Here is a 20,956-nt window from a genome sequence, read left to right as displayed (position 1 = left end):
TCTGAACTCGAAGTCGCCCGTTCGGGCGGTTGCATTTAGTTGGAGTAGTATTCGCCGAACAAATGTGACAGCGCTTACGATAACGCTTACAGAAAAAACAAATCGTAACCAACGGGGAGGACTTTACCAAATGATAAAACGTATATCCGCATGGACCTTATGCGCGGGCCTTGCGCTCGGAACGTTAACGGCTTGCAGCGGGCCGAAGACGGACAATGTGGCCGATCCGGCCAGGCCGGAGGAGAAAGCTTCGGTGAAAGGCATTGACGAACCGGCGACCATATTCATGTACTCCGTTGATGCGACGAAAACGGAAACGTTCGATCTGTTATGGGGAGACCGGTTAAGAAAAAAATTCCCGAAATTAACTGTTGAGTTTTTGCAGGAGAGTAAGGGAAATACGATCCAAGATTTGGCGGCTCGCAAGCAAATTCCGGATATTATCCGGGTAGGCTTCAATACATTGCGCGAGGACTACCTCGACATTGGTTTGGGCTATGATATGCGCCCGATCATTGAGAAGCAAAAATACGATCTGTCCAAGTTCGAGCCTTCCCTGATAACCCGGATCGTGAACGAGGCGCCGAAAGGCGAACTGTTCGGTCTGCCTATTACGGGCAGTACGAATAGCCTGGCCATGTTCTACAACAAGGACATCTTCGATAAGTTCGGTCTCCCGTATCCGACGGACAACATGACTTGGGACGATGTGTACGAATTGACCAAAAAAATCGGGCGAACGGAAGGAGGGGTCGTGTACAAAGGATTTACCGGCCTCACTCCCAACATTTTGCGATACAACCAATTGGGGCTGCCCTTCATAGATCCGAATGCGGACAAAATTTACGATACGGAGAAATGGAAAGCGGTATTCAACAATTTTCTGCGGTTTTATGAATTGCCGAATAATCCATTCGGGGAAAACTTAACGGACCATTATAACGACTTCAGCAAGAAACTCAATGTGGCGATGCATCTGAGCAACCACGGCGATTACCGTTCGTTCCCCGATAGGATGAATTGGGACATCATGGCCATCCCGGCAATGAAGGGAATCGCCCCTAACAGCGGAGGCGTCGGTGCGGCTTACTGGGCCATTACGCAGCAAGCGCCGGATAAGGAGCTAGCCTTCCAGGTCATCTCGTATTTGTTGTCCGAAGAAGTACAAATTGCGAATGCCCGTTTAGGCTATATTCCGTCCGTCGTGGATCAAAAAATATTCGACAGTTTCGGTTTGGATGATCCGAAGCTGCAAGGGAAAAACCGGAAAGCATTTTTCGCCCATCCTTACGCTCCTGCTCCCGCCAAGCGCGATCCAAGCCTGACCCGATTCAATGAGAGCGATCAGGCCAATATTTTCAGGGACGTCCTGGTAAATGTGGCGCAACATAAAACGGACATCAACACGGCATTGCGGGAAGCTACGGAGCTGATTGACAAGAAGTTCAAGGAAGCGGCAGCAAAATAAAATCAAGGGCAGGCGCTTGTGCGCTGCACGGTTTCGGAAAGCGTACGGCGCACAGGCTTAGCCAGGCGGAAGGCGGTCGAGACGATATTGAACGGAGTCAAAATATGAAGGAGTGAGCAGCATTGAACATACGGCAAATATTTGTAATCGCATTCCTTGTATTGGGTGTCTGCGTATGGCTGGATTCGGGAAAATACTCCGCACGGGCACAACCGTCGGAGCCGGTTGAGCTTTTTGAAGACAATTTTGACGGGACGGAAAATCTGGAAGATTTGGGGTATGTGCTGGGTGGAAGCGGGGGAGTGACTGAACGGCCATACATTACAAATGAACGGAGCGCCAGCGTTACGAACAGCGTGTATTTTCCGGTCAGCTCCATCAACATGAGAAAAAAGTTCGATAACAGCGGTATAAAGAACGTTGTGTTTGAATGGAACGCGCATGTCCCCCCTTCGGGGTCATTTGCAGCGAATCTGATGCAGGGCGGGACGAATGTCGTCAGAACGATTTTGTTCAGCGGCAACTGGTATTACTACAACGAGGCCGGAACGCGGGTGCTTCTAGCCCCCTATCAAGCCAATGAATGGATGACGCTGCGGATCGAAATGACGGGAGACCGCTTCAACGCTTACATGAACGATACGCTTGTTGGTGAGGACATTCCGACACTGGCCAGCCAATCCGTCGTAAATACCATCTACTACTCTGTGGGAAGCAAAACGGCATATGTTGACGATATCCGTATGGCCATGGTTCCCGAGGAACCGGCGGAGCCGGTTGAACGGCTTGTGACGACTCCGACGGAACTTGACGCGGCGATCGCAGCATCCTTGCCCGGCGATACGATTATCATGCAGGACGGTACATGGTCCAATATTAACATCGTATTCAGAGGAATTGGCACCGAGGAAAGACCGATTACTTTAAAAGCGCAAACGGCTGGGAACGTGATCATATCCGGAGAATCCTCCCTGAAACTGTCCGGCGAATATTTGATTGTCGACGGCCTTCATTTCAAAAACGGCAAGTCATCAGGCGGGTTGCATCTGATCGAGTTCAGGTATGCGGGTCAACCCGCTTATCACAGCAGGATTACGAATATAGCCGTGACGGAGTTCAACAAAGAACGCGGCCCCGGCATGCAAGATGTTTGGGTCGGCCTGTTCGGCAGCCATAACCGCGTGGATCATTCGTTATTTCAAGGGAAAACAAGCGAAAGTGTCCTTATGATCGTATGGCGCTCGACCGCTGACCCGAACTATCACCGGATCGATCATAATCATTTCAAGGATATTCCGAGCATCGGCCTCGGCGGAGCTACAGCGATCCGGATCGGCGACGGAACGCATGCATTGTCGTCTTCGTACACGATAGTCGAATCGAACATTTTCGAGAATATGATGGGAATTGGCAAAATTATCAACATAAAGTCGGGCGGGAACACGATACGGAACAATACGTTCATCGATGCATCCGGAAGCATCTGCATCCGGCAAGGAAACGGAAATCTCATTGAAGGCAACTACATTCTTCCCGGGTTAGATCCGCGTTACACCGGAGGCATTCTCGTTATAGGCGAAGATCATATCATTCGCAACAACTACATTCAGGGTACGCGCCAAAGCGGCAAAGCGGCTATCGTGCTTTATGAAGGAGAGCCGAACAACTATCCCGGCAAAGGCGGCTACTATCCGACCAAAAATATAACGATAGCCAACAATACACTGGTTGACAACGATAAAAACATTTTGATCGGGCAATATTACGACCCTGCAACGGAAATGACCGTTCCGGTGGAAAACATCACCTTTACCGAAAATGCAATCGTCGGTAATACAAGCACGACACCTGTCATTGAAATACTGGATGAGCCGATTGGCGATGTGCTCTATGAAGGCAATCAGTTTTATAACGGAAATCTGACCGGCCTGGAAAATATCCCGGGAATCAGCATCCAAGACCCGCTGCTGACGCTCGGCCCCGATGGACTCTATCATTACGCTGCAACCAGCGCTCTGAAAGACAATATTTTGGCAGCGCCGCTGACGATAAGCGAGGTTGGTCCCTCCTGGTTCGAAGAGGAGTGAACAGGACATGAAATCATGGAAGCTGCTTGTTGCAGCCTGCTGCGCTTTATGCGTCTGCGCGCTGGAGGATGCCGGATATCATGCGGCACAGGCGCAACAAGCCGCTGTCCCGGCGGCCGCTGAGGGAAGTTCTCATGCGGCCAAGCCGGGCGAGAAGCTTGTTGCGACGACAGAGGCGCTCGAAGCGGCGATTGCCGCGGCTGTTCCCGGAGATGTGATTACGATGCGGGACGGCGTTTGGAACAATATCAATATCGTCTTCAAAGGTAACGGTACGGAGCAAAAACCAATCACGTTAAAGGCGCAGAACGCCGGCAAAGTTATTATTTCAGGAGCGTCCTCGCTGCAATTATCAGGCAAGTATCTCGTCGTGGACGGTCTGCATTTCAAGGACGGAGCCTCGTCCAAAAGCTTGCATCTGATCGAATTCAGGGTCGGCAGCCAGCCAGCCAATCATAGCCGGTTAACGAATGTTGTCGTCTCGGGGTTCAACAAAAATCGCGCGCGCACGGATTCTACGGACGTTTGGGTCGGTCTGTTCGGCAGCCATAATCGAGTCGATCATTGCTTGTTTCAAGGCAAAACAAGCGAAAGCGTTCTTATGATCGTATGGCGTTCAACCGATGATCCGAACTATCATCGGATCGATCACAACTATTTCAAAGATATTCCGAGCCTCGGCGTTGCGGGGGCCACGGCGATCCGGATTGGCGATGGAACGCATGCGCTGTCTTCTTCCTATACGACGGTCGAGAATAACATCTTCGAGAATATGCAGGGAACCGGGAAGATTGTCAATATGAAGTCGGGTGGAAACACGATCCGCAACAATACGTTTGTCAACGCCTCGGGAAGCATCGAGGTGAGACAAGGCAACGGCAATATCATCGAAGGGAATTTTATCCTGCCGGCGAAAGAAGAACGCTATACCGGAGGGATCGTCCTGATCGGGCAAGATCATATTGTGCGAAACAACTATATTCAAGGCACTCGCTCAAGCGGGAGACCGGCCATCGTGCTTTATGAAGGAGAGCCGAACAACTATCCCGGCAAAGGCGGCTATTATCCGAGTAAAAATGTGGTGATCGCCAATAATACCCTGGTCGATAATGATAAACATTTTACGATCGGAGAGCTGTATGATCCGAAAACCGAAATTACGGTGCCGGTGGAAAATTTGACGATCAAGGACAACGTATTGCTGGGGAATGGGAGTAAGATTCCGATTATGGTCGTGTTGGATCAACCGAACGGGATAACCTACGAAGGCAACCAGTTTTTCAACGGGAATTTTTTGGGAATCGAGAGCGTACCGGGAATCGCCAAAGAACAGCCGCAATTGGTGCTCGGAGAAGACGGCATGTACCACTACACGGATGATAGTCCGTACAGACGCAATATGACGGCAACGCCGTTAAAGCGAACCGAGGTTGGTCCGGAATGGATTCAGGCGCACTGGGACGCGTTCGGCATCAAGGATACGCCGTATGTGGATCAGCCGGTGAAAAACTTGCTTTCGGCAATGCCGATACATGAAACATTGCAGGAGGTTTCCGAATTTGCGTCGGGTGACTCGCAGGACAGAGGACTCCGCAGCGATTATTGGTATGGCATCGCAGGCTTTGCGGCAATTGCGGCAATCGGCGTCTCGCTGATCGTTAGAAGGCGTTCCGCGACGAAAGCGAAGTAGACGAAAGAAGCACGGCATGAAAGTAACGATACCGTACGGCCATTCGGAATTGGAGTTTGATGTCCCCGATCCGGCGGTCGGTTGGTCCGGCGGCGGAAAAATCATTTACCCCGGTGTGACCGGAGAAGATACGGTTGCCAAATTCCATATCCAGCACGGTTTGGTGAAAGCGAATATGTTCGGCACGGACAACAGCCCGGTTCGATTGAATATGGAGAAGTGGGTAGATACGGTCGGGCTTCACTTTATTATTAATACCGTCATGACTCCCGACAAGCAGTTGGTCAAAGTTGTGGCCGGGCATTACTCGAGGCGCAAAGAGAAGGGGTTCGTTACAGCAAGCAAGTGTACGGCAAGCAGGTCGGCCAAAAGGCGGAGATAGCCGTCGTCAGCGCTTTCCCTGCGGACATGGACTTCTGGCAGGCAACGAAGGGCATCTCTTGAGCGGTGATCATATCGTGGCGGATGGAGGAACTTTAATTTTGGTCTCACCGTGTTGGGAAGGGATCGGTCCCCATCGCGACTATATGGAGCACATCGGCAACGACGATGCGGACGAATTGCTGCTCCGCGTCGCCAACGGAGAGCCGTTCGGCGGCTCGGCTGTAGCTCTCGCGGCGGCCGCTACCATTTCCCGAATTCGCAGACGAATTCGATTGGCGCTCGTTGCTCCGACGATACAGGCGGAAGAAGCGTCCAGAGGAAAATTTATACGTTACCGCAGCGTTCAGGAGGCGGTGGACCATACGTTAAAGAGCTATGACAGCCCGAAACTGTCGGTTATTACACATGGAGGGGAATTGTTTTTATACGTGTAAGGTAGCTGGCTAGAGGAGAGGACAGTTCGGGTTCATAGAAATGCGAAAGAGCGGTGAACTTGCTATGGATACAGGAAGGAATATACCTGCTAAAAGCATCCATATTGCTTTTGCGGGGGACAGTATTACCTGGGGAGACGGAATGCTGGATGACAGCTTTGTTGCCGCTGCGGACCAGTATGTCCGCACACGGCTGGCAGCAACGATCCTTCCTCACGAACTTGCAGTGTCGGGCATAGCGGAGAAAGTAGAAAGCCGCAAGTTTTACTTGGGATCCGCGCTAAGATTTCTAAAGGAGGGAAGCGAAGCAAGCTTCACTCTTGAAGGAGATGAACTGAGTATCGTTCAAGGAATTGAGCGCGGTTCACGACCGGGCTCGTTGATCGAATTATATGTCGACGGGGTGCTGCATGATACGTTCTCTAATTCCAATGATTCCCCATGCGGAACGGAGCGGCTGCAGTTTAAAGGAGACGGCCGTTCGGACACGTTCGATCTCGGACGCTGTCAAACATATGGTCATGAAGTCACTGTGGATAATGAGAAGCTTAAAGGAATACATAATACCGCTGGTTACGGTGGCGTATTTCCGGAAGGGCAAGATTATCTTATTATTCGCAAGTACGCTTTGGATGCGGAGACGAATAACACAAAAGTGCATCATCATATATGGTTCAAAAATCCGCCTCGCAACGGATCGATAATAGAAGTAACGCAAAGCTATGGAGAGAATATAGCCTATGCCAAAACGACCGTGGGAGAGATGGAGACGGATTTCGGTTCACCGCTCGAGAGCAGGTTCGGCGATGGAGGCTTTGATAATGCCAGCGTCAAGCATCAGACTTCATTAAGCTACGGGATGGACTTCCGGGAGACGGACCAACGCGCGGTGAAAACGTGGAAATTTCCGACCTATGCGAAACGGAGATTTGTGCTGCGGATAAAAGGGATTGATACGAACGGCAGCGGAGAAAAGGGAGGGGACCCCTATTTTATTTTTAATTTCGCAACAAATCGCTTTCATCAATTGACGAATGCAGGGATAGGGGGATGGACCGCCCGGCAATTCAACACCGATCAGGGATTGCGCAATACGTTTCATCTTATGGAAAAAAGACCGGATATCGTGTTCATAGAACTGGGAACCAATGACGATTGGGACACCGGGAATGAATATGTAGCTACACGCCGAATAATCGTAACCGAACAGCAGCTGCGTAGAATGCCGACCCTTTTTTTAAAAAATTGCGTGTATACCGGAGATGAATATTATACCGTCGATACAGCAGAGCTGGTTGTTGCCGATAGCAATGCGAATAGTGTAACCATTAACGGCGAAAGCGCAGAATTAGGCGGAGTCCGGAAGGGCGATGTAGTTGTAATCGGGAATTACGATGGGGATAATCGTAATGTTTTGTCCCGAATTATCGAGCATTGGGATGCAGCAACTCGGACGGCGACGTTCGAAAAGCCTCTTCACCCGACACCCGTCACCAAAACAGTAGGCGGATTTACAGGTCAGGTCGTTCGAATCAAACGGATCGAGGGCTATATCGGGCAGCTTGAACTAATGATTGATACGATCCAGAAGGCCAATCGGGATGTACAGATCGCATTGGTCGACACAGGTTTAAGCAACTTTTATACCCGTTTATTGATGGGTTACCCCGAGAAGCTGGATGAACTGGCAAAACGGAAAAATGTGTTTCGGGTTCATGTCTATCAGGCATTGATGGATTGGCAGTATTCGCAGCCCAGGGATATTCAACTTTATATCGGCAATGACCGAGCTATGAAATCTACCGGAGCAAATGAGTATTTTCTCTTATCGGCAGACGGCAAGGACATTAATCGGATGCACGGGACGCAGTTGCGGAATTGGTCGGTCCTGGTCGATGGGGTTGAAAGATACGGAGATGATTGTTTTATAGAGGGCGGATATGCGCTTGCTTTCAAAACGACGGTCGAGCGGTCGGATTTGACCATCGCGGATTGGGATAGTCATGGTCGGGGAAGAAACCCGCGCATGGAGTATCGGTTTATTCCGCCCAAGCTCGTATTTACCAGCCATGTGCCTCCGCAAGGAGCAACGATTGACGTCAAGATTGCCTCGGACAAATGGAGTGCCGACGACACTCACTTGAACCGACGGGCCGGCATTGACATTTACTCGCAAGAAATCATCAAAACTTTGGATGCTATGCTCCATCAACGAGCGATTGACGAAAAGCGACGAAAGGATGGAGTTATTTGATGCATCGGGCCGTGCTGTGTCTGATCTGTTTACTTGCACTAGCGTTGGTTGGTTCCGATCACCCTTTCGCACGGGCGCAAACGGATGAACGACTTGTAACAACGCCGGCGGAACTCGAGGCGGCTATCGCGGATGCCGAGCCGGGTGATGTCATTCTGATGCAAGACGGAGTTTGGAAAGATATTGACATTTTATTTGACAGCAGCGGTTTGCCGGATCGTCCCATTACTTTAAAAGCGCAAACTCGGGGGAAAGTAGTTATTTCCGGCTCTTCCTCCGTCCAAATAGCGGGTGATTATTTAGTGGTGGACGGCTTGTATTTTAAAGACGGCTATTCCTCTCGAAGCCTGCACCTCATCGAGTTTAGGCACGGACAAAAACATGCCAATCACAGCAGACTAACCAATATCGTCGTATCCGGATTCAACAAAGATCCGAAGAAGGATACGGATGATGTTTGGATTGGTTTGTTTGGCACCTATAATCGTGTTGACCATAGCTTGTTTCTGAATAAAAAGCCGGAAAGCAGTACGCTGATGATTGTATGGCGGGCAACGGCCGACGCCAACTATCACCAAATTGATCACAATTATTTCAGAAATATTAACAATGACGGTTGGGATGGCGATGCCGCGATTCGAATCGGAGACGGGCAGCAAGCGTTGTCCGCATCCCATACGACAGTCGAGTCCAACATCTTCGAGAATATGAATGGAATCGGTAAAATTATTAGCTTAAAATCCGGAGGCAACCTCATACGAAACAATACATTCGTCAATGCGCAAGGAAGTATTTGTATCAGACAAGGGAATGGCAACATAATCGAAGGAAATTTCATCCTTCCCACTACTAGTACGCGTTACACCGGTGGTATTCTTGTAATGGGATCGGATACCATCATTCGGAATAATTATATTCAGGGTGTGCGTACTGGAGGGAGGTCGGCGATTGAGGTCTACGACGGGCATCCGGACAATACGCCAGGAAAAGGCGGTTATTATCCGAGCAAAAACATTTCAATTTCCAATAATACATTTGTCGATAACGACAAGCTGTTTATTATCGGGCAAAATTACGATGTTGCCCAAAATATTGTTGTACCTGTTGAAAACATTTCCTTTAAAGATAATGCCGTTCTCGGAAACGGAAGCAAGGTTCCTTTGATGAATATACTGGATAGACCGATTAACCCCGAATATGATGGAAATCTGTTCTATAATGCAAACTTTTTGGGGATTGAACATATTCCCGGCATCCGTAATGCGGATCCGCAATTGAAACTTGGGGAAGATGGCTTGTATTACTACGCCGAAAGCAGTCCTTTAAAAAACAATATCAAATCTGCACCGTTAAAAAGGACAGAGGTTGGTCCCGAATGGGCCAAAGCGGAATGGGGTGAATTTGGCATTGAAGATAAGCCCTACGTAGAGCAGCCATTCAAGGATGTTAATGCTGTATCGATAGATGAAACCGAAATATCAGAGATAGCTCCCGTGACGTCAAAAAACTATTACAGCTATATTTTTGGCGTAATTGTGATTATAGCAATGGGAATATTGTTGATCGCGAAGAAGCGTACGATACGGAAGTAAGTCGTTGGAGAAAAGCCGAATGAATTCATCGCCGAAGAGGAAGCGAAGAAATAAGCCATTCCGCATAGGCAGCCGTCCTAAATGACCGGCTGCTTTTCCGCGTTTACGGACAGTTTGACACATGACCAAGTTCGAAGACAATTCCGTTCAAATTTGTTCATTTCACCCAAATTAAGACCTTTTGACCGGAATATAAGCATACCACGAGTTCGCAAGGAACGGCAGGTTGACCGCAGCACTTCGAAATAGGTGCAAAAAATACAAATAAGAGGTGAAGGTGCTTTAACCGTGACGGTTATCTCTTACAAATACGAGTTTGACAAAACGGATTTGCAAGGAATTCGGGCGTGCACGATGAACACGGATTCGCCATTGTCAAAAAGTTTACTAGCGGTAAAATGAAACATTTACCAAAACAACACGGTCGCTCCTCCTCGAATATACCTCGATTGATGTTTTTGTTATAGTGATGATGAAGTAAAATTTCTAAATCGAGGTAGATTTCATGGCTGATAGTTACATCCTGACCATAGAAGGCGGCTCCGAGCGGATGACGGCGGAAGCGCGCGCGAGGCTGCTCGCGTGGCGGGAACGGGCGGCCGATCTGGCGCGAGAACGGAAGGCGTCGGTTTATTTGAACGGTCCGAACGTCGGAAAAGTCGCCCTTACTTTCGACGACGGACCGGATGAACAGGTCACTCCGGCGATCGCGGAAACGTTAAGCCGGTACGGGGTGACGGGCAGCTTTTTTTTCGTCGGCAGCAAAATGGAGCTCTTTCCGGACGTGGTCAAGGCGGTTCATGCGGCCGGCCATCTCGTTTTCGGCCACAGCTACGATCACGATCGCCTTACGCAGCTTGACGCGGCGAGCCTCGAGCGCAATTTCCGGCGGACCCAAGCGAAGATCGCGGACTTGATCGGCAAAGAGCCGGCCATGTACCGGCCGCCGTTCGGGGATTGCGACGGCGCCGTCGTCGATGCGGCGCGGCAGGCCGGCTGCACCACGATTTTGTGGTCGCTCGATACGCTCGATTGGTCGCAGAAGGAGGCGGACCATATTCGCCGGAACGTGGAGACGTTCGCCAGAAACGGGGAAATCGTGCTCATGCACTCGAGTCCCGGCTGCACCGAAACCGCCGCGGCGCTGCCCGGCATGATCGAATGGTTGCAGCGGAAACGGCTGCGTCCCGTCGGTCTGGACGAGCTGCTCGGCATCCCGGCGTACAGGGAGCCGTGACGGACGGAGATTGTCAAATGCGCGAGTTTGATGGTAGCATGAAGCGGCAGGTGTGAACATTGCAACGATCAACGATCTTCATGGGAGCGAAAAAAACGAATGAGCCGTACAATGGTGATTGCGGGTACCGGCAGCGGAGCGGGCAAAACGACCGTTACGCTCGCCCTGATGGCCGCGCTGAAGGAGAAAGGGTACGTCGTGCAGGGCTTCAAATGCGGCCCCGACTATATCGACCCGACGTACCATACGGCCGTGACGGGAAGGCCGGCGCGCAATTTGGACAGCTGGATGACGGACGAAGGGACGGTCCGGGAAATTTTCGTCCGGGGCTCCGCCGGGGCGGACATTTCGATTATCGAAGGCGCGATGGGGATGTACGACGGCAAAAGCCCGTTGTCCGACGAAGGCAGCGCGGCCCATATTAGCCGCATCGTGAACGCGCCGGTGCTGCTCGTCGTCAGCGTCGAAAGCATGGCCCGCAGCGCGGCGGCCATCGTCAAAGGCTTTCAGCTGTTTTCGCCCGGCGTTCGGATTGCCGGCGTCATCGCCAATAAAGTCGGAAGCGACGGCCACTATCGCCTCGTCCGAGAAGCGATCGAGCACGAATGCGGCGTTCCCGTCGTCGGTTACTTGAAGCGGGAAGCGAGCATCGATATCCCGGAGCGGCATCTCGGGCTCGTGCCGTCGATCGAGCGGGGAGAGCTTCGGCCCTTTTTCGCGAAGCTCGGACAGCTGGCGGCGGCGCATTTCGATTTGGACCGGCTGCTCGAGCTGGCGGTCGGGGAGGCGCTCGTTTGCGAGCCGAAGCTGTTCGCGCACCGGGAGGAGCCGCGGGGCATCCGCATCGCCGTCGCCAAGGATGCCGCGTTCCATTTCTACTATCCCGAAAATTTGGAGCTGCTTGAAGCCTGCGGCGCGGAGCTCGTTACTTTTTCGCCGCTGGCGGGGGAGACGGTGCCGGCCGAAGCGGACGGCTTGTACATCGGCGGCGGCTTTCCGGAGGAGTTCGCCGAGCGGCTGGCCGGGCTGGACGACGTGAAGGCGTCGATCCGCGAGCGCGTTCGGTCCGGCATGCCGACGTTCGCGGAGTGCGGCGGGTTCATGTATTTGACCGAGGCGATCCGCGACACGCAGGGCCGGACGTATCCGATGGTCGGCTTGATCCGGGGCGTCGTGACGATGCAGACGAAGCTGGCCGCGCTCGGTTACCGGGAAGTCGCCGGCACGGAGCGCAACTTTTTGCTCGGCAGCGGGGAAACGGCGCGGGGGCACGAGTTCCATTACTCCACGTTTCAGCCGGCGGACGAAACGGAGATGGAATCGTCCTTCGCCTACCGGTCGAAGGGACGTCTCGGGACGAAAGTCGAAGGCTTCGCGTCCGGCAGCTTGGTCGCGGGCTACACGCACGTTCATTTCGCGTCGAACCCGGCGATGGCGGCCCGTTTGCTGCAAGCTTGCGAGCGGTATCGCCAAGTGAGGCAGTCGTAGCGGGGGGCACGAGCGGGGAGAAGGGGAAGGGGCCGGACAAAGACCGGCATAATCTCGTGCGCGGCGATGCGGGGCCATTAGCGGCATGACGCTGCGGCAAACAGGACGAGCGGTCCGACGGACGCTCGTCCTGTTTGCATGGCGGCGATAGTGCGCGAAAGAGCGTTATTAGGGCCGGAACCGGCCTCCGCCCGGCGAAATAACGCTCAAAAGCGCACTATCGCGGCGACTATCGCCGCCGGCCGTGCGAAAGAGGCGGCGATAGTGCGCGAAAGAGCGTTATTAGGGCCGGAACCGGCCTCCGCCCGGCGAAATAACGCTCAAAAGCGCACAATCGCGGCGACTGTCGCCGCCGGCCGTGCGAAAGAGGCGGCGATAGTCTTCGAAAGAGTTGTCGCGCTTGTATAAAGCGGGGCAATTCTTTATTTTTATATTGAATAAAAATAAATACAAATGTATAATTATACAAAATCGCGGAGGTGATCCGAAATGTTCGAACCTGATTCGACCGCCGCGTCCGCCGGCTCGCCTGACCGCTCCGATACCATGACGGAGCAATTGCTGGCCGATGCGGAGCGGACGATACTGTATACGGCCGATCGCCCCGGAATCGTGATGGAGCGCGGCGAAGGCATGTATTTGTGGGATACCGAGGGCAAGCGCTACTTGGACTTTATCGGAGGCTGGGCGGTCACGTGCCTCGGCCATTCGCCCGCCGCGATCCGGGAAGCGCTGGCGCGTCAGTCGTCCACGCTCGTAAACGCGAGCCCCGCCTTCTACAACAAGCCGATGATCGAGCTGGCGCGGCTGCTGACGCGGCTGTCCGGCTTCGACAAGGCGTTTTTCGCCAGCAGCGGGGCCGAGGCGAACGAAGGCGCCATCAAGCTGGCGAGGAAGCACGGGGCGGTGAACCTGGGCGGCGCGTCCGAAATCGTGACGGCGACGAACGGCTTCCACGGACGCACGCTGGCGACGATGTCGGCTACCGGGAAGGCGCGCTGGGAGCCTCTTTTCGCTCCGAAGGTGCCGGGCTTCAAACATGTGCCGTTCAACGACGCCGCGAGCATGCGGACCGCCGTGGACGGACGGACGTGCGCCGTCATGCTGGAGCTCGTACAGGGCGAGGGCGGGGTCAACGAGGCGGACGCCGATTATGTGCGCAGCGTGCGGGAGCTGTGCGACGAAAGCGGCGCGATGCTCATTTTCGACGAAATACAAACCGGACTCGGGCGTACCGGCAACATGTTCGCCTTCGAGCATTACGGCGTCCGCCCCGACGTGCTGACGCTCGGCAAAGGGATCGGCGGCGGCTTCCCGCTGTCGGCGATGCTGGCCGCGAGGGCGTTCGACCTGTTCGAGCCCGGGGACCAGGGAGGCACGTATACCGGGCAGCCCTTGGCGATGGCCGTCGGCCATGCCGTCGTCAGCGAAATCGCGAACCGAAAGCTGCACGAAAACGCGGAGGCGGTGGGCGAATACGTGAAAAACGGCCTGAGCCGGATCGCGGACGCGTACGGATTGAGCCGAATTCGCGGCAAAGGGCTGCTGCTCGCCTTCGATCTCCACGCGCCGTACGGCCCCGACCTTGTGGCCGAATGCTTGCGAGGGGGCTTGCTGATCAACAGTCCGTCTCCGACCGCGATTCGTCTGATGCCGCCGCTTATCGTGACGAAGGAGCAGGCCGACGACATGCTGCTGCTGCTTTCCGAGGCGTTGGACCGCTGCAGCCGGCGGTCTTTTGGCTGACCGGCAAAGAGTAGAGTCTTTCTGCATTTAGAATAAAAAGTGGACACCGGGTACATGCACTTCTTCAGCAAGGAAAGGGAAGTAGCCTTCCCGTTCATCGAAAAACATCGCTCCGTGTTCCGGATGGAGAAGATGTGCACAGTCCCAAGAGTCTCAACCGTCCTTTATTTTCCGACGCCAACACCGCCGACATCAACACCGACGCCTCAAGGGACGTACGATAACGCGCCGCCACGGAAAAAGAGACCGTTCAGCCGATCGACGGCCGAAACGGTCTTTCTTTCGCGCGCCTCCGCTATTTCCGCAAAGAGGCCGCCCTTCCGAAGCCGCCGAAGCGGAGCGCGTTCCGGCCGAACGAATTCGTCAGCAGCAGCGCCGCCAGGAACACGCAGACGGCGATCCCGATCGAGGCCGGCGTGCCCCAAAGCTCCGGCATGCCGAGATGATGCGCGTACGCATAGGCGTAGTTGCCGGCGAAGGCCATCGCCGCCATGCAGATCGCGACCTTCACGATGCGCCGCAGATCGAGATAAAAGCCGATCAGGCTGGAAATCGAGAAAAAGTTGAGCATCGTAATGAAGCAGATGCCGAAGTTCATGCCGAGCACGACGCCGGTAAGGCCGAACTGGCTGCCGAGAAAATAGATCGCCGCCGCTTTCATGATGACCATGGCGACGTAGTTCCACATCGTCGTCCCGGCTCTGCCGAGCCCGAGCAGCACCGCGTGAAGCGGAGCCTCGAAATAGTGCAGGAAAAAGATCGGCGCGAGCAGCCGAAGCAGCGGCCCGGCTTCCGGCGCATTGTACAGCAGCGTCGTCAGCGGCGTAGCCCATATGTACAAAATGACGGTAGCGGGGGCGCCGACGAAAAGCGCGATGCGCATCGCCTGGTCCATCCGCCGATGCACGTCCATGCCGTTGCGGTTCGCCATCGCCTCGCTGACGGCCGGAATGAGCGCCGTCGTGAGCGAATGCGTGATGAAGCTCGGGAAGACGAGCAGCGGAAACGCATAGCCGACAAGCAGCCCGTACTGCTTCGTCGCCATCGCGGTGCCGAGGCCGAACAAAGCGAGGCTTTTCGTGATCAGCATCGGCTGAAAGGCGCTGTAAATCGAATGGACGAAGCCGAGCCCGGTCGTCGGCAGGCCCATCCGCATCAGCTCCGCGAACGTCCGTTTGCCGTTTCGCAAATGCTCGGACGCTTTTTGCCGAGGTCCGTCGTTTCGCTGGTTCCACTTGTACTTCGTAAACAAATAGAGCAGGCCGACGCCTTCGCCGACGACGGCGCCTACCATCGCTCCCGCCGCCGCGTATTCGATCCCGTACGGCAGCAGCAGCTGCACGAGGGCCAGCATGCAGAGGAGGTTGGCGATATTTTCGAAGACGTCGGACAGGGCGATCGACACCATATGCTGCTTGCCGCGAAAATACCCTTTCAGCACGGCCGAGATGGCGACGATCGGAGCGATGGGCGTGATCGCCAGCATTGCGTAGTAAGCGCGCTGATCGGTCAAAAACAAAGCGGCGATGTACTTGGAGCCGAGCAGCGCGAGCAGCGTCAAAATAACGCTGAGCGTCCCCGTAATGGCGAGCGAAACGGCGAGGATCCGTTTCTCCTTGAGCTTGTCGCCCTTGACGTCCGCTTCCGCGACCAGCTTCGAGATCGCGACCGGCAAACCGAGCTCGGTTAGCGTAATGACGAGCGGAACGAGCGGATGGGCCATCATGAGCAGTCCGATCCCTTCCGCCCCGAGCGAACGAGCCAAAAAAATGCCGCTGACGAATCCGAGTATGCGCGTGACGAAGGACGCCGCGGTCAAGATGAACGTCCCCCGCACAAAAGATTGTTTTTGCATGAGCCGCCTCTTTTTACTTGGAATAAAGTTCTCCTTCATGTATATTCGCAAAACGGCAAATACATGCGAACAAGCCGTTCGCGAATCGCGGACCGGCCTATATATCGAGATGCCGAGTCGGCTTCGTGTGCGGCAATCCGGCGGCACCGGCCGCTGTTTCCCAAATTTGCTCTTATTGCCCGTCCCGCCGTTTTTGGTTAGAATGAACGAAAGCGCACATTCACGACGACCGAAGAAGGGGAACCCAACCTATGACGGAAGAGCAAAAAGGCTCCTGCTGCCAGGTCGGCGGCAGATCGGCCCTACCGTTTCAATCGTTCAAGAGCGCCGATGCGCCGAATACGGATTCGGAAGCCGGTCATGAGGCGGGCGAGGCGGCTCGGGCCGAGCGGAGCCCGGCGCATGCCGACGAGCGTTCCGGCAAAGCCGGCATGATCCATTTGCCGGGCGGCACGTTTTTGATGGGCAATGGCGGCGGCAAGGACGGCTTCCCGGCGGACGGCGAAGGTCCGGTGCACGAGGTGAAGCTGAACCCGTTCTATATCGACGCGTGCACGGTGACGAACCGGCAGTTCGCGGAATTCGTCAATGCGAAGCATTACAAAACCGAGGCGGAAAAGTTCGGCTGGTCTTATGTGTTCGAGCTGTTTTTGACGCCCCGCCAGACGCCTTACTTGATGGGCAGGGTACAGGGGACGCCGTGGTGGTTCGGGGTGAAGGGCGCCTTCTGGTTCCAGCCCGAAGGACCGGGCTCGCATATCGAGGACCGGATGGACCATCCCGTCGTTCACGTGACGTGGAACGACGCCGTCGCCTATTGCAAATGGGCGGGCAAACGGCTGCCGACCGAAGCGGAGTGGGAATACGCGGCGCGCGGAGGACTCGAGCAGAAGACGTATCCTTGGGGAGACGAGCTGACGCCGGACGGCAAGCATATGTGCAACATTTGGCAGGGGACGTTTCCGGAAACGAACACGAAGCGGGACGGCTACGTCGGAACGGCCCCGGCGCGGTCGTTCGAGCCGAACGGATACGGGCTGTACAACGTTTCCGGCAACGTATGGGAGTGGGTGCACGATTGGTTCAGCCGGACCGCTTACACGGACGAACCGGCGGACAACCCGATCGGCCCGGCAACCGGCGATCGTCGCAGCATGCGCGGAGGCTCGTATTTATGCCATAAATCGTACTGCAACCGGTACCGGGTCGCGGCCCGCAACTCGAATACGCCGGACAGCTCGGCGGGCAATATCGGGTTTCGCTGCGCGGCGGACGCTTGAGCGAACGGTTGTCGCCGGATGAAAAAAAGCCGCGGCTATGAAAAGCCCGCTTCCGTTACCGGGAGCGGGCTTTCGGGCGTTCCGCCGCGAACCGTCCGGGCGGCTGGCGCCGCTCCGGACATCGGGGCGCCGGAATTACGGTTCCGCGTGTTTATATACGACTAGTATGGTGCTTCTCTGATTCGCCGCACCGGAAGCGTTCGCTTTCATGATCGATCCGTAACAAATGTTGATCACCTGGTCGTCTTTCAAAGTCGCCAGAAATTCGTTCGCTTTTTTCTCCGCATACGAACTGTCCGTATCGACGAACTCTTTGACTTGAATCATGATCGGCTTCCCTCCTGCAAAATGAAATTACATTTAATGTAAAAAACGGCGGAAAATACGACCAGGCACCCCGCGTGCGGCGGAATGCCTGTTCCCCTTCACCATACCATCGATGGTATCGGGTGTCAACGAAGTGCGCCGCCTGCAAGCGCGGATCGTCCCGCCCCGCATAACCCGCCTAACAGCAAAAAGTTACCGGTAAAACCTCCCGTTAACTTTATCGATACCCCCGTCGCCGGCCATACGAACAGGAAAACCTCCCGATAACTTCGCCCGAATCGCGCTTTTTGCCGATGCGGTACTGAAATAACGGGAGGTTTTCCCGTTTAAATGAGCCGGCCCCCGTTCCGAAACGAATTAGCGGGAGGAATTCCGGTTCCTTTCGAGCTCGCCGGGCAGGGCGGAGGGATGCCGGACGCGGGAACGGAAGAAGCTGTGTCCGGGCGCATATAATAGCGATTGGCTGAACGCTTGACGGTCAGGACGGTTAAGTTGGCGGTTCGAGTCCTCCGGCGGATCGCAAGGATGGAGGGAAAGGAGTTGCCCCGGAACGATTACGGCCGCCATTTCTTCAAATTGCAGCTACGGAACATGCGAGAACGACAGCTTGATTTCAACAGCGGTGAGAGGCAATCCGTTGACGGAATCCGTATAGTTGAACCCACATTCACCTATCCGCTTCGTCGGAAAGACTCGCTCGGTGTATAATGGTCAATAACCGGGTAATCCGATAAGCATAAGCAAGGACAAAGGAGGTCGGAGAAGCGCATGACGGAGCAGAAACAGCCATTTCCCGATTTCGCGATTCGCAACGACAAGGAGGCCGCGCTCGCCGCGACGTGCGACCGGCTGGCCGCCGTTTTCGCCGGCAGGGCGCAGCGGCATGACGCGGAAGGGTCGTTTCCGTTCGACAATTTCGCCGATCTGCGCGAGGCCGGCTATTTGAAGCTGACCGTTCCGCGCGAATACGGCGGAGACGAGGCGTCGCTGCACGAGCTCGTGCTCGGCCAGGAGCGGCTGGCGCGCGGAGACGGCTCGACCGCGCTGGCGGTCGGCTGGCACGTCGGGACGATGCTGCAGCTGCGCGGCACGCGCTCGTGGCCGGAGACGCTGTTCACGGCGTTTTGCCGCGAAGTCGTGGACGAGGGCGCCATGATCAACAGCTTCGCGAGCGAGCCGGCGACCGGAAGCCCGAGCCGGGGCGGCCGGCCGGAGACGACGGCGACGCGGGTGCCGGGAGGCTGGCGCATTCGCGGCCGGAAAACGTACAGCACGCTCAGCCCGATTTTGAACCAATTTACGGTCAAGGCGGGAATCGCCGGCGAAGACAAAATCGGCGAATTTTTCGTGCGCAAAGGTCCCGGCGTTTCGATCGAGGAAACGTGGGACACGCTCGGCATGCGGGCGACCGGCAGCCACGACGTCGTGCTGGACGACGTCTTCGTCCCCGAAGACCATTGCTTGAGCGAAGGCGCGGCATGGGGGTCGAAAAAACGGGACGACGGCGGCTGGATGCTGCACATTCCCGCCTGCTACATCGGCATCGCCTGGGCGGCCCGCGACTTCGCGCTGCAATTCGCGCGGGAGTACAAGCCGAACAGCCTGACGGCGCCGATCGCCGAGCTTCCCCACATTCAGCGGCAAATCGGGCTGATCGAGGCGGACCTTATGACGGCCCGCACGCTGCTGTACGCCGTCGCCGACCGGTGGGACGCCTCGTCCGCCGACGGACGTCTGGCGCTGAAGCAGGAGCTGGGGCTGGCGAAAGTCGTCGCCGTCGAAGCGGCCATGCGGATCGTCGACGGAGCGATGCGCATCGTCGGCGGCGCGAGCTTGTCGCGCAAGCTGCCGCTCGAGCGGATGTACCGCGACGTCCGGGCGGGGCTGCACAATCCGCCGATGGAGGACGCCGTCCTCGCCGGGCTGGCCAGACGCGCGCTGGACAGCGAAGCGTGATGCGCGGCTTTTTTTTTTAATAGGTGACCGGCTCCCGCAGCATCGTCCGGAGACCGGGACCGTTTACGAACCGCCATCGCCTTTGGTACACTGTGGACAAACGGCAATAGCGTCTGAAGGGCGAGGCGGAGCAGATGACGGTTACGATTCGTTTGATGGAGCACGGAGATGTCGCCGACGTGCAAAGGGTGGCGCGGACGTCGTGGCATCATACGTACGGCGGCATTATTCCGGTGCCGGTGCGCAGGCGGTTTTTGGACTCGTTTTATTCCGACGAGGCGATCGTGCGGAGAATGGCCGATTCGCTGCTGCTCGTGGCGCAGCAAGACGACGCGATCGTCGGCTTCGCCAACTTTTTCGTCTCCCGCCGCGACCCGAAGGAGGCGGAGCTCGGCGCGATTTATATCGTGCCGGAGGCGCAAGGGATCGGCATCGGCACGATGCTGCTGCAGGCGGGAATCGCCCGGCTCCGGGGCGTGAAGCATCTGTTCGCGAACGTGGAGAAAACGAACCGGAAGGGCCGGACGTTTTACGAAGCCCGATCGTTTCGGCAGGTCGGCGAGACGGAGGAGCTGTTTTACGGCCACGCGCTCCGTACGGTGAAAATGAGGCTCGATCTCGCCTGATCGCGCGGGACGAGCCCCGTCGGCCGATCCGCTCGTTCCGGCCGCCGTCTGCCGCCCGACGCCATTCGCGCCGGACGGTTGTCCGTCGGCCGGCGGCGTGATATGATCGGGGAGAACGACAATTTCGGACTGCCGTCGGAGGGATTCGTCGATGAGCGTATCGTTAAACGCGGCGTATTCGCAGTTCAGCAAAAGCGACCTTCCGCTCGCGGTCGGCATCGCCATGCTGAGCAAGGCGAAGGAAAGCGCGGAAGCGCAAGGGGCGCAAATGGTGCAAATGCTGCAGCAGAGCGTCCAGCCGCATTTGGGCGGCAAGCTGGATATTCGCGCGTAACGCGCATCCCTCGTTCTTGGCGACGAGGCCGGACAAGACCGTTTCCCTTTACCGGGAAAGCGGTCTTTTTGTTGTACGCCCAGCATGGGCGTCATCTTTAGGGTGTAAGTCCTGAACGGGGGCTGGCGAGCGCCTACCGTTAGCTAAGGGCAAGGGTGTCTGTCGTGAGGCAGAATCTGAAGGAAGCCGGAGGCAAAT

At 55.6% G+C, this 20,956-nt stretch carries 16 protein-coding genes; 14 read left to right on the top strand and 2 right to left on the bottom strand.

The features are described 5' to 3' along the window. Positions 1–253: 253 nt before the first annotated feature. From PV407_RS09770 to PV407_RS09725, 10 genes are all read left to right on the top strand, one after another. Positions 254–1,468 carry an ABC transporter substrate-binding protein gene (locus tag PV407_RS09770; protein ID WP_332089731.1) on the top strand — a complete coding sequence of 405 codons (1,215 nt, stop codon included), beginning with the start codon at positions 254–256 and terminating at the stop codon, positions 1,466–1,468. Positions 1,469–1,590: 122 nt separating this feature from the next. Next, a complete protein-coding gene (locus PV407_RS09765) occupies positions 1,591–3,555 on the top strand; it encodes a polysaccharide lyase 6 family protein (RefSeq protein WP_332089730.1) in 1,965 nt (654 codons plus the stop codon). A 7-nt stretch (positions 3,556–3,562) separates the two neighbouring features. Next, positions 3,563–5,245, top strand: a complete 1,683-nt coding sequence (locus PV407_RS09760; RefSeq protein WP_332089729.1) for a polysaccharide lyase 6 family protein — start codon at positions 3,563–3,565, stop codon at positions 5,243–5,245. A gap of 16 nt (positions 5,246–5,261) precedes the next feature. Next, positions 5,262–5,627 carry a hypothetical protein gene (locus PV407_RS09755; RefSeq protein WP_332089728.1) on the top strand — a complete coding sequence of 122 codons (366 nt, stop codon included), beginning with the start codon at positions 5,262–5,264 and terminating at the stop codon, positions 5,625–5,627. Between the two features lie 100 nt (positions 5,628–5,727). After that, complete coding sequence (locus PV407_RS09750; RefSeq protein ID WP_332089727.1) at positions 5,728–6,063, top strand: hypothetical protein; 336 nt, start codon at positions 5,728–5,730, stop codon at positions 6,061–6,063. Positions 6,064–6,127: 64 nt separating this feature from the next. After that, a complete protein-coding gene (locus PV407_RS09745) occupies positions 6,128–8,317 on the top strand; it encodes an SGNH/GDSL hydrolase family protein (RefSeq protein WP_332089726.1) in 2,190 nt (729 codons plus the stop codon). Beyond that, positions 8,317–9,909 carry a polysaccharide lyase 6 family protein gene (locus PV407_RS09740; RefSeq protein ID WP_332089725.1) on the top strand — a complete coding sequence of 531 codons (1,593 nt, stop codon included), beginning with the start codon at positions 8,317–8,319 and terminating at the stop codon, positions 9,907–9,909. Before PV407_RS09745 ends, PV407_RS09740 begins: the two co-directional genes overlap by 1 nt. 505 nt (positions 9,910–10,414) lie before the next feature. Further along, complete coding sequence (locus PV407_RS09735) at positions 10,415–11,146, top strand: polysaccharide deacetylase family protein (protein ID WP_332089724.1); 732 nt, start codon at positions 10,415–10,417, stop codon at positions 11,144–11,146. Positions 11,147–11,245: 99 nt separating this feature from the next. Further along, entirely contained in the window at positions 11,246–12,634 is a 1,389-nt protein-coding gene (locus PV407_RS09730; RefSeq protein WP_332089723.1) for a cobyrinate a,c-diamide synthase, read from the top strand. 489 nt (positions 12,635–13,123) lie between these two features. After that, positions 13,124–14,380 carry an aspartate aminotransferase family protein gene (locus PV407_RS09725; RefSeq protein ID WP_332089722.1) on the top strand — a complete coding sequence of 419 codons (1,257 nt, stop codon included), beginning with the start codon at positions 13,124–13,126 and terminating at the stop codon, positions 14,378–14,380. Between the two features lie 295 nt (positions 14,381–14,675). On the opposite strand, the gene spoVB is transcribed toward PV407_RS09725, so the two are convergent. Beyond that, positions 14,676–16,235 carry a stage V sporulation protein B gene (gene spoVB, locus PV407_RS09720; RefSeq protein ID WP_332089721.1) on the bottom strand — a complete coding sequence of 520 codons (1,560 nt, stop codon included), beginning with the start codon at positions 16,233–16,235 and terminating at the stop codon, positions 14,676–14,678. A gap of 251 nt (positions 16,236–16,486) precedes the next feature. Here spoVB and PV407_RS09715 point away from each other — a divergent pair, with 251 nt between their 5' ends. After that, the gene (locus PV407_RS09715; protein WP_332089720.1) at positions 16,487–17,515 is read left to right on the top strand and encodes a formylglycine-generating enzyme family protein; all 1,029 of its coding nucleotides are present in this window, start codon (positions 16,487–16,489) and stop codon (positions 17,513–17,515) included. Positions 17,516–17,650: 135 nt separating this feature from the next. Here PV407_RS09715 and PV407_RS09710 read toward each other — a convergent pair whose 3' ends face one another. Then, positions 17,651–17,842, bottom strand: a complete 192-nt coding sequence (locus PV407_RS09710; RefSeq protein WP_332089719.1) for a sporulation protein Cse60 — start codon at positions 17,840–17,842, stop codon at positions 17,651–17,653. Positions 17,843–18,610: 768 nt separating this feature from the next. Here PV407_RS09710 and PV407_RS09705 point away from each other — a divergent pair. The 3 genes from PV407_RS09705 (at position 18,611) to PV407_RS09695 (ending at position 20,758) form a co-directional block, all read left to right on the top strand. Further along, positions 18,611–19,798: an acyl-CoA dehydrogenase family protein gene (locus PV407_RS09705; protein WP_332089718.1), complete on the top strand. Its 1,188-nt coding sequence runs from the start codon at positions 18,611–18,613 to the stop codon at positions 19,796–19,798. Positions 19,799–19,932: 134 nt separating this feature from the next. Continuing rightward, positions 19,933–20,424 (top strand): GNAT family N-acetyltransferase, encoded by a 492-nt coding sequence (locus PV407_RS09700; protein ID WP_332089717.1) that lies wholly within the window; start codon positions 19,933–19,935, stop codon positions 20,422–20,424. A gap of 151 nt (positions 20,425–20,575) precedes the next feature. Beyond that, positions 20,576–20,758 (top strand): YjfB family protein, encoded by a 183-nt coding sequence (locus tag PV407_RS09695; protein WP_332089716.1) that lies wholly within the window; start codon positions 20,576–20,578, stop codon positions 20,756–20,758. Positions 20,759–20,956: the final 198 nt, after the last annotated feature.

The organism is Paenibacillus sp. GYB003 (assembly GCF_036577625.1).
In the GTDB taxonomy this organism is placed as follows: Bacteria; Bacillota; Bacilli; order Paenibacillales; family NBRC-103111; genus Paenibacillus_AB.
The sequence above is the reverse complement of the archived record's forward strand: the minus strand, read 5'-3'. Positions and strand labels throughout refer to the sequence as shown.